Origin of the sequence: Streptomyces sp. NPDC006798 (assembly GCF_040635975.1) — a bacterium.
Taxonomy (GTDB): Bacteria; Actinomycetota; Actinomycetes; order Streptomycetales; family Streptomycetaceae; genus Streptomyces.
In genome coordinates this window covers 55,767-64,638 of sequence record NZ_JBEYIS010000046.1, presented here as the reverse complement: position 1 = coordinate 64,638, position 8,872 = coordinate 55,767, and the positions used below count along the sequence as shown (strand labels likewise).

The following is an 8,872-nucleotide window of genomic DNA, read 5'->3' as shown; positions in this document are numbered from 1 at the left end:
CCCGCTACCACCGCACACCCCACCCCCAGAGCAGCCCAGATCGCCGCGGCGATCCAGCCCCGCGGATACTCCCCACCCACCCACGCGTGCGCGGGCCAGGCGGGTGGGGTGATCCGTTCGGGCTAGTCGGGCGTGTGGTTGGGGAGTTGGGAGCGCGTGGGGCTCCGGGCGGGTCCGCTGCGCTCCCCCGCCTGACGGTCCCTCCGGCTGCGCCTCCAGAACCGTTGGGCCCGCAGAGCGGGCCCGGGGCTGGCAGTGAGAGAGGGGTAGGTCGCTCGTTGGGGCGAGTTCCAGTATAGCGGGTGCATCAGAATGATGCAGCATGTACCATTGGCGAAAACACAGGACACCCCCCAACCATCGGGACGGGGCACGCTATTTGATGAATGGTCAGCCCGGAGGTCTATCGACACAAGGGGCGCGAGTAATTACGACTTAGGAGGCTGTGGACCTGAGCCACAGAACGGAACCTCAGATATGAGTAGGTCTCAATTCCGGCGGGCGGAGGTGCCGGAGTCGATCGGCCCCCAGGGCCGGGCGGCGGAACCCGTCACGGGGCCTGTTCCTCCTTTTGGCGCTTGTCGGTCGTGCCGACCACTGCCCGCACTGTGCGGAGGACCCGGACGCGAAGCCGCCTCAGCCACAGGGCTCTGGCCCGGAGTTGGTCGGCGGCGGGATGGATGCGTATAGAGCGATCAAGCATCATCGCAGGTCAGCCACTATGTGATGTATCGCTGCAGGCTATTTGAATGTCAGATCCGGACGCACCGTTCCCCTGGAGGGGAAATGATCATGTGCCCGGATCCGGAGAGTTCGGCGTGGCGGGTTCCCCTCCAGGGGAAACGCCCACTACGGTCAGAGCGCGTACATCGTTCCCCTCCAGGGGAAAGCCCGAGGTGAGGAGCGGTATGGGCCGGGCAAGGCCAGCAGTGAACACTGCCAGCGGCGAGTACCTCCAACTGGAGCTGCTCGACAAGGACGACAAAGCCTTCGCGTGGAGCGGCGGCGGACGGCACGTCAACGCCAGCAAGAAGCTGGGCGCCGCCCTGTACGCGAAGGACAGCGGGTACACGAAGAACGACAAGCTGGTCTACGGCTTCTACCTGTTCAACTCGCCGCCGGGGGACGAGCCGCTGCGGATGAGCTTCCGGGAGATCGGCGTCGACCTGGAGCTGCGCCCGAATGCGGTGAGCAAGTCGGTGGGTAACCTTCACCGTGGGGGCTTCCTGCTGGAGGCGGAGAAGGTGGGCCGGGTGAAGTTCTACAAGCTCAACCCACGGGCCGCCTACGACGGCTCCTCGGGGCAGCAGCGGCACGCCACCCAGCACGCACGCCACCCGTCGACCACCTGCCCGCCGGAGAAAAAGGAGGCGTCATGACCTCGCAGATCGCCGAGCCGCTCACGCCGCGGTTCATGGAGGCCGCGGAGCTCAACGACCTCCTCCTCCGGTCCCAGCTGAAGCAGGGCGCCGACCTGAAGGTCCTGATGTTCTTCGCCACCGCGGTGCCGATGGGCGAGCCCGTACGCAGCACCGCCACGGACATCGGCCGGCTCGTCGGCCTGAGCACGACCAGCGCCTCCCGCAGCATCGGCCGGCTCGCCGAGAACGGCTGGCTCCAGCTCGCCTACACCGCCGTCGGCGTGAAGTTCTACCGCCTCGGCATCAAGGTGACCGGGGTACTGCTGCACCAGGAGGACGACGCCGACGGACCCCTCGCAACCGTCCGGCATCTCCACGCCTCCTGACCCGGCCGGGCGGCCGACCGGCCGCCCGGGCGACACGGCGCTTGCAGCCCACGCTGCAAGCGCCGTCTCCATGTGGGCAGCAGCCTAGGGCGATACATCGTTCCCCCAGGCGGGAAACCGCAGGTCAAGGCCACCTCTGGTAGTAGAGCAAGACCCTTCTCCCGCCCGCTGACCTGCGACTTCGGACGAAACCGGGGCCACCGCGATACACCGTTCCCCTCCAGGGGAAACCCTCTCGCAGAAATGACATCTGCCCAGGTCAACGCCCTGAACGGCGGCACGACGGTATCGCTGGTGGTACCGATCTGTTCTAGAGAACAAGAACAAACCCCGTGGCCAGTGCCGCTCACCGGGAAAAGCGCGTACATCGTTCCCCCAGGCGGGAAACCGCAGGTCAAGAGGCCCAAACGAGCGGTTCCCGAACCGAGCTGCCGCGCGCCGCCAGCCCGGGCCCGGGACGACGAGGTACGGATAGGGCGTGACCCACGACTTCGGCCTCCACCTCACGCAGGAGCTGGGCAAGCGCTTCGGCCTGCCCACCGACACCTGGCCGCAGAGCGCGGAGCAGGTGACCCCGTTCTTCACGATCGTCGTCAACGCGCTCGGCCCGGACGCGGCCACCTGGTGGTTCGAAGCAGCCCGCCGAGCCCACCAGAAGGTGGCAGCAGCAGACCGGGACCGCACCCACCAGTTCGGCTTCCCCATGCACCTGGACGTGGAGGCAGAAGCCCACAAGGAGAGCACGCTCCCCGTCGTGGCCGCCTTCGAGGCGACGAAGGCCCTGTACGAGGTGACCCGCCGCGACCCCGCCGCGGACGTCGACACCTACTTCGACTGCGCGCTGCGGGCCTGCTCCGACTGAGCACCCCCGGCCGGCCGGAGCACCCGGGTATCGCCTTCCCGAACTGCTTCACCGTGTAGCAAGGGCAGCCTTGCTACACGAGCAGCACCCGTGCGCCGACTGGACCGTGCGAATACTGCGCAGCCTCCGGTTGCCACCAAGCAGCACGACCAGGAGCACGAGCAGCACCAGGAACAGCGCGAGCAGCAGCGGGGCTGCTGCTACACCTCGATGAAGGCGACGACGACCACGGTCTTCAACGCGGTCACCCAGTACACCAGCCGGACGCGCTCGACGTCGTCGACGTACTGGCGCAGCCGCGGGCCGCTGCTGTCGCCGGGCAGGAGTTCGCCGACCTCGGGGTCGACGGAGATGACGACCAGGGCGCGGTCCAGGGCGTGGAGCTCGGTTTCGCTGGTGATGGCGTCGAGCTGCTTGGCGGCGGACTCGGAGAACGCGATCCGGGCCCGGCGCGGGCCGTGGGACATCAGGCCACTGCCGGGCGCTGGGCGGCGAGCCGGGCGAGATGCTGGTCGCGGAGCTCCTCCCACGGCGTGCAGTCCTCCACCGAGGGCAGCCCGTTGGCGGCGATGTCCTCCAGGACGGCGGCGAGCCGGTCGGCGCTCTCGCGGGTCCGGGCCGCGTACGCGCGCAGCCCGTCGGCGGCGTCGGGCTCCAGCTGCTGCCGGACCGTACGAGGGGCCGGAGCGGCGTCGGGTCCGGGGGGCGGCTGTTCGCTCATCGAGGGCCTCCAGGGCGCGAACGGGCGTGTGACACCACGGTATCGGGCGGGGGCTGTCCCTGGGGACCACTCCGCAGCACCCAGCTGGGAGAGCGGATCGGCCGCCCGTCACATGCCGTACGAGGACTCAACGTCGCCGATGATCTTGCGGGTCAGTTCGGTGACGTCTGCCTCGAAGGCGGGGAGTTCCTCGGGGTCGAGGAGCCCGGCTTGGTCGAGGTACTCGCGGATCCTGTCCACGATGGTGGCCAGCGGGTATCGGTCGTCGTCGTCCACATGCCGATTGTCCCGGTACCCCGGTTGCTCACGCAGCGAGTTGGTGTCCCGTCTCACTGAACCTTGACCGATCTCACCGAACTTTGACTGGTACCCCTGTCGCTCGGACCTCGTTGCAGCGGGCTGGCCAACGAGTGTCGGTGCCCAGCGTTACGCTCCCATTTGAGCCGGGATCATGGCGGGAGAGGCATGAGTGTGAAAATGGATATCCTGGATGGTTTCGTACGCGACGCCATGCTTCTGGACAAAGCCTTCAAAGACACGTCGGCACTGAGGCACCCCACCGATCAAGGCAACGAACGTGAATACGCGGTACGGCAGGTAGTCGGCAAGTACATTCAGCGACGAGCGGTGATCTACAAGCGCGCTGGCGTGGAGGACTCCGACACAGGCACCTGGTTCAGACAGCAGGACGTAGTTCTGGCAGACCCTTGCGTCAAACCCCACCGGACACTCAAGGACGACGGGCGGGTGTATATCGACCCGTCGGCTGTCCACACCGCAGTTGAGGTGAAGAGCGTGCTGGACGGCGGAGTCCTGGACACCGCCATGCAGTCCATCGCAGACGTCCAGACCGCCCCCCGTCGACGTCAGGCCGACGTACATCACCTTCGGTTCCCCACCAGCACCGGACAGGTCGACCATATCCCGACCTCTGGTGGGGTGTTCGCCTACAGCTCTAAGTCGAAGCGGGTGAAGACGGTGACCCGCTGGATTGAGGCTTGGTGCCGGGACCGTGTGCCAGAGGAGTGGCCAAAGTTCGTCACCATCGCTGACCTGGGCCACTTCATGTGGTGCGACCCGCAGTCGGGAAACTGCGTTCCCTGGCCCACCACGGGAACCGAGGTGCTCATGTGCTTCCAAGCGACGCGGGCACATCATCCGCTCGTTGCACTGTCCACGCATCTCAACCATCTTGCCCGCCTCTGGTGGGTGCCCGGAACGGAGTTCCGCCTCGGAGGGGCCGTCGGCATCCCTCACGGCCTGCGAGTGGGCGAGCCCGTCTACCCGGCCGGAGTCACGGCGCCGCGAAACACCTGCAATCACCCGTGCCTGGACTGTCAGCGTTTCGGATCACCTTGACGAGAGACCAGTCTGCCCGCAAGACGACGGCCAGGAAGCTCTTGCACCGGACACTCCCAAGGGGACCGGTCAGAGTTCGGTGAGATCGGTCAAGATTCAGTGAGACGGGACAGTTGGGCAAGAACCCGCAGCGGCCCCGGCCAGAATGGGTGTCACGCTCCCGGCCGGAGGGCTGCGGAGCGGGTTGACGCCCGTGATCCCGGGCCGAACCGCCACCGTGACACCCGGCGTGACACCCGGACCACGGCCAGCGTGACACGGGGGCGTGACAGTCACACTCCGTGAGAACTAGTGAGGTGTCCTCGCCTGTACCTCCCAGGCTCCCAGGTTCCTTCCCGATGCGCGGTGCCCTGGGGAAACGCGACCCAACCTCCCAGGCATATCGCTTTAATCGGGCATTCGGGCTCCCAGGCTCCCAGCTCGCCGGTGCGAAACTGGGAGCCTGGGAGGTCACGCGCGGTTATCTCCCAGTAGACGCGGACACGTGCAGGGGCACTGGGCGCACGCGGCGCAGCCGGCGCACTCCAGGCAGAACGCGGTCGGCCACTGTCCGGGGCAGTGGCCGACCGTGTTGTGGTCCGGGTCGTCGTCGCCGGGGTTGACCGTCTCGCCGAACGGGGGCTCCGTCCAGGCGTGGACCGTGCCGTCGGTGTGCAGCTCCTCGTACCGGTGCCCGGTGTCGGAGTGCTGCGTCCACGTCGCCGCCACCGTCTCGCCGGTCATGCCGTACCTCCCTCGTCGGCGGGACCAGCGGGCGGGACCTGGGTGAGCCAGCGGGCAAGGCTGGCGGCGGCGTCCGGGTCCGCGGTCGCGAGGAGCCCGGCGAACTCCAGCCCGTCGGTGTCGGTGGCCGGGCCCCCGGTGGCCGACAGCGCGGCGAGCAGGGCGGCGTGGGCGCGCACTTCCATGGGCAGCGAGTCGTCGGCGGCCGTGCGCGCGGCCGGGTCGGCGTAGTGGCCCGACCCAGCCGCGAGGGCGCGGGCCAACCAGTCGCCGACCGCGGTGGCGCGGTAGTCGCGGCGCCGGGCCAGGACGTCGTGGGCCGCTTCGTCGCCCGGTCGGCTCTCCACGGTCCGGTCGAGGCGGCCGTCCCCGGCGAGCGCCGCGAGGGTGTCGGCGCGGTCTTCGAGCCGCTGCTGCTCCTGGAGGCGCTGCTGCTCGGCTTCTTCGGCTCGCCGGTCAGCGGCGAGCTCGTCCTGGGCGACGGCGTCGGCCGCCGGGTCGTAGATACCGCCGGTCGAGGTGAGCAGCCGCACGATCCGCTGCCACTCGGTGACCTCGGCCGGGCCGCGGCCGTCGTCGGCCAGGTCCTCGCGGTCGCGGTTGATGTGCCGCATCAGCTCGGCGTCCTCCAGCGCGGCGGCGGCCTCGGCGGCCGTCATCCCGGCTGCCCGGCTGCCCGGCGGCGCACCCAGCTCCGCCCGATCTTCGCCTGATCGAACGGCCGCCGGGGCGCGGCACCGAGTGGGGAAAGCGGTCGACGCGCGGTGCGCCGGGTCGGCCAAGGGCTGGTCATCTTCGGCCTCGCAGTCGTGGTCGGGAATCAGGGAGCGGGCCGCCGCCAGAGCGTTGTCGGCGACCCGCTAAATAGGTTTTATAGCAGCCCTGGAATTCGGCCGGGTCAGAACCGGAATTCTATGGACACTACGTGTGTGAAATCCGCGCGAAGACCCTTGGCGCGACTGCCCCATTCCGTGAAATAGGCCTCGGAGACGACCGGATGCAGGTCCTCCTCCGTCGCACCGGCCGCCCGGAGCTCCAGGATCTGCCGGGCGTAGGCGGGCGAGATGGCCGTGCTGACGAAGAACTAACGGCCGTCGTCCGACCTGCCCGCGCCGACGTATCCGGCGTTCACAACCACGGTTGGCGACATGACGGTGGACGCGGAGCACCGTCACGCGCCCGTGCTCTGACCTGGGGTTACTACTCAGATTCGGGCTTCTCCATCAGGGCGGCCAGCAGCCGCTCCTGCAGGGGCGTCAGATGCCCGGCACCGTAGCGCCCCACCGTCCGGCGCGAAATGCCCAGGCGCTCCGCCAGATCCTCGGCCGGGTCCGGCGCGCGTGAGGAGGAATTTGATCTGAGCGATCGTGGATTTCGGCGCGGGACGGGTATCGGCCTTGCGTGGCCCATGGGCTCCGAAGGCGGTAGCCTCCCGTCCGCGTCCCCGATCATCAGTCTGAGCGGCCCCGCCCGGCAGTCCGCCGTGTCCGGACGTCCCGCCGGGCTTGAGCGGCGGGACACCCGGTGCGGTGATGGCGTAGGCCGGGTGTCCCGCTCGCGGTTCCCGGGCCAGTGGTACCGGGACCGTTCAGCCGTCGGTGGCCTTCACAGCCCCCGGGACTGTTGGAGGGCGGGAAGGCGGGTGAGTACGGCCTGGAGCAGCCCGTTGACGTAGCCGCGGGGCGGAAGGTCGTGCATGTCGATCCGGCTCGGCCGGGAACTGATCTGCCGGTGGAGGACGTCGTCGGCCGGGAACCGGTACTCCGCGAGCTTCCTGACGTACACCTTGTCGGTCTGTCCCCAGGCCACGTTGGCGACCACGTTCTGGAACGTCTTCTGTCCGAAGGCCGGTGGGACGTGGTCGAGGATGGCGCGCAGCAGCATCTGGCAGGCGTACGGGTGCTGGTCGGCGTGGTTGGCGTTGAGCTCGCGGACCAGGGCCAGGAGCTTGTCCAGCTGGAAGACGGTGTCTGCGGCCTCCAGGTCGGCGATCAGCGCTTCGTCGACGTACGGCCCGGGCGGAGGCTCCGTGGCGGGGGCCAGTACGGGAGTGGGAGCGGGGAGTTCTCCGGCCTGGGCCGTGATGAGGCGCGCGGTGGTGTGCACATACTCCTCGATGGTCTTGGCCTCCCGGTACTGCCGTATCTCGCGACGAATTTCCCGCCACCACGTTCCGTCGTCTGGGGCGCCTCCGCCGGAGCCGCCCCGCGTGGCCGGCTCGAGGAGCAGGATGTCCGGCAGCCTCGCAGGGAACCCCCAGGGCAGGCCCGGAAGCTCCTCCTCGATTTCCGCGATGGTGAACCGCGGCCTGGTGGCCTCTCGAGTCGACAGCGGGGCGCTGCGCTGTATCGCGATCAGTACGTGGAGGACCCGCAGGAACGGTTCGCCGACGTACGGCTGGAGTTCGGGCAGGTGCAGGCAAGCCGCAATGGTGAGGGCGGGCCGATCGTCGTCGGCGAGGTGGTGACCGATGTGGGAGGTAAGGCCATAGGAGGGCCCCATGTGCCCTGTCGAGCCGACGCGGGGCAGCGAGCGGATCAGCTCAGCGGCGTCGAGATCGAGGCGGTCCATGGTGTCGACGACGAAACCCCAGACCGGCCACACCCCCTCCGTGAGGTACTGATGTGCCATGGTCGTCAGAAGGGACGTCTGCTCATGGGAGAGCTCCACCGTCAGATCGTTCAAGGAGTCCGTCTTTCCGTGTCCACGGGCGCGGCCGCACCACGTTCTACACCGCCCAAGGCAACACAGTACGGGGGCGCTCGCGCAATGCGTTACGCCTCAGCGCACCGCGAACTCGCGGACCCGAAGCAGTAGATCAGGCACAGGTACACGAACGAGGCCCCGGACCTTGCGGAACTATCCGCCCGGTTCGGGGCCGCGCTACATCTGGCCAGGTCAGAGGTCGAAGTCCAAGTCGACTACGTCGGTGATCTGCACTTCTTCCAGGGACCCGGCGCGGCGGCCGCTGTCCTGGAAGTAGACCTCCCGGAGGGCGTCGGCGGTGAGCTCGCGCAGCCGGTCCTCACCGGCGCCCTGGTCCTGGGCGTCGAGGATGCGGGCGGCGTGCCGGGGCGGGAGGGCGACGGTGATATGGCGGATCCGGGTTTCGTCGGTGGAGCCGATGGGGGCGGTGTAGCCCATGCGGGCGTGGATGTCGACGACGAGGCCGCTGGTGGTGGCCGCCTTCTGCCGGGCCCGCGCCTTGATCTGCGGCTGCCACCGGGCCTTCACCTCCCGCTCCAGCCGAGCGGCAAGGTCCGGACGGGGCTTCTTGATCTGCTCCTTCACATACCGCTCAACCGTCCGCTGAGAGATCCCGAGCAGGTCGGCGACCGCTTTCGTGCCCTTGAGCTGCTTGACGAGGTACCGCATCCGGGTCCCTGCGGCCTTGGGCGCGGCGCGGGTGAACGCCTTCTCCACCGCGCTGTCGAGACCGCCCCCGAACCTGCTGCTCATC

11 protein-coding genes are annotated in these 8,872 nt (G+C 68.6%); 4 read left to right on the top strand and 7 right to left on the bottom strand.

The features are described 5' to 3' along the window. Nucleotides 1-929: 929 nt before the first annotated feature. From ABZ714_RS26790 to ABZ714_RS26780, 3 genes are all read left to right on the top strand, one after another. Nucleotides 930-1,379: a transcriptional regulator gene (locus ABZ714_RS26790; protein ID WP_358827899.1), complete on the top strand. Its 450-nt coding sequence runs from the start codon at nucleotides 930-932 to the stop codon at nucleotides 1,377-1,379. Beyond that, nucleotides 1,376-1,747, top strand: coding sequence for a hypothetical protein (locus ABZ714_RS26785; protein WP_344486590.1), 372 nt, complete (start codon nucleotides 1,376-1,378; stop codon nucleotides 1,745-1,747). Before ABZ714_RS26790 ends, ABZ714_RS26785 begins: the two co-directional genes overlap by 4 nt. 478 nt (nucleotides 1,748-2,225) lie before the next feature. Next, the gene (locus ABZ714_RS26780; RefSeq protein WP_358827898.1) at nucleotides 2,226-2,609 is read left to right on the top strand and encodes a hypothetical protein; all 384 of its coding nucleotides are present in this window, start codon (nucleotides 2,226-2,228) and stop codon (nucleotides 2,607-2,609) included. Between the two features lie 200 nt (nucleotides 2,610-2,809). Here ABZ714_RS26780 and ABZ714_RS26775 read toward each other — a convergent pair whose 3' ends face one another. From ABZ714_RS26775 to ABZ714_RS26765, 3 genes are all read right to left on the bottom strand, one after another. After that, nucleotides 2,810-3,076, bottom strand: coding sequence for a hypothetical protein (locus ABZ714_RS26775; protein ID WP_358827897.1), 267 nt, complete (start codon nucleotides 3,074-3,076; stop codon nucleotides 2,810-2,812). Next, nucleotides 3,076-3,330 carry a hypothetical protein gene (locus tag ABZ714_RS26770; RefSeq protein ID WP_358827896.1) on the bottom strand — a complete coding sequence of 85 codons (255 nt, stop codon included), beginning with the start codon at nucleotides 3,328-3,330 and terminating at the stop codon, nucleotides 3,076-3,078. Before ABZ714_RS26770 ends, ABZ714_RS26775 begins: the two co-directional genes overlap by 1 nt. Nucleotides 3,331-3,438: 108 nt before the next feature. Next, a complete protein-coding gene (locus ABZ714_RS26765) occupies nucleotides 3,439-3,606 on the bottom strand; it encodes a hypothetical protein (protein WP_358827895.1) in 168 nt (55 codons plus the stop codon). A 201-nt stretch (nucleotides 3,607-3,807) separates the two neighbouring features. Between ABZ714_RS26765 and ABZ714_RS26760 the strand changes: the two genes are divergently transcribed. Beyond that, nucleotides 3,808-4,689 (top strand): DUF6602 domain-containing protein, encoded by an 882-nt coding sequence (locus ABZ714_RS26760; RefSeq protein ID WP_358827894.1) that lies wholly within the window; start codon nucleotides 3,808-3,810, stop codon nucleotides 4,687-4,689. A 450-nt stretch (nucleotides 4,690-5,139) separates the two neighbouring features. Here ABZ714_RS26760 and ABZ714_RS26755 read toward each other — a convergent pair whose 3' ends face one another. The 4 genes from ABZ714_RS26755 to ABZ714_RS26740 form a co-directional block, all read right to left on the bottom strand. Then, complete coding sequence (locus ABZ714_RS26755; RefSeq protein ID WP_358827893.1) at nucleotides 5,140-5,412, bottom strand: hypothetical protein; 273 nt, start codon at nucleotides 5,410-5,412, stop codon at nucleotides 5,140-5,142. Next, nucleotides 5,409-6,071, bottom strand: coding sequence for a hypothetical protein (locus ABZ714_RS26750; protein ID WP_358827892.1), 663 nt, complete (start codon nucleotides 6,069-6,071; stop codon nucleotides 5,409-5,411). Before ABZ714_RS26750 ends, ABZ714_RS26755 begins: the two co-directional genes overlap by 4 nt. A gap of 946 nt (nucleotides 6,072-7,017) precedes the next feature. Beyond that, nucleotides 7,018-8,097, bottom strand: coding sequence for a hypothetical protein (locus ABZ714_RS26745; RefSeq protein WP_358827891.1), 1,080 nt, complete (start codon nucleotides 8,095-8,097; stop codon nucleotides 7,018-7,020). Between the two features lie 213 nt (nucleotides 8,098-8,310). After that, entirely contained in the window at nucleotides 8,311-8,871 is a 561-nt protein-coding gene (locus ABZ714_RS26740; RefSeq protein WP_358827890.1) for an XRE family transcriptional regulator, read from the bottom strand. Between the last annotated feature and the right edge of the window lies 1 nt (nucleotide 8,872).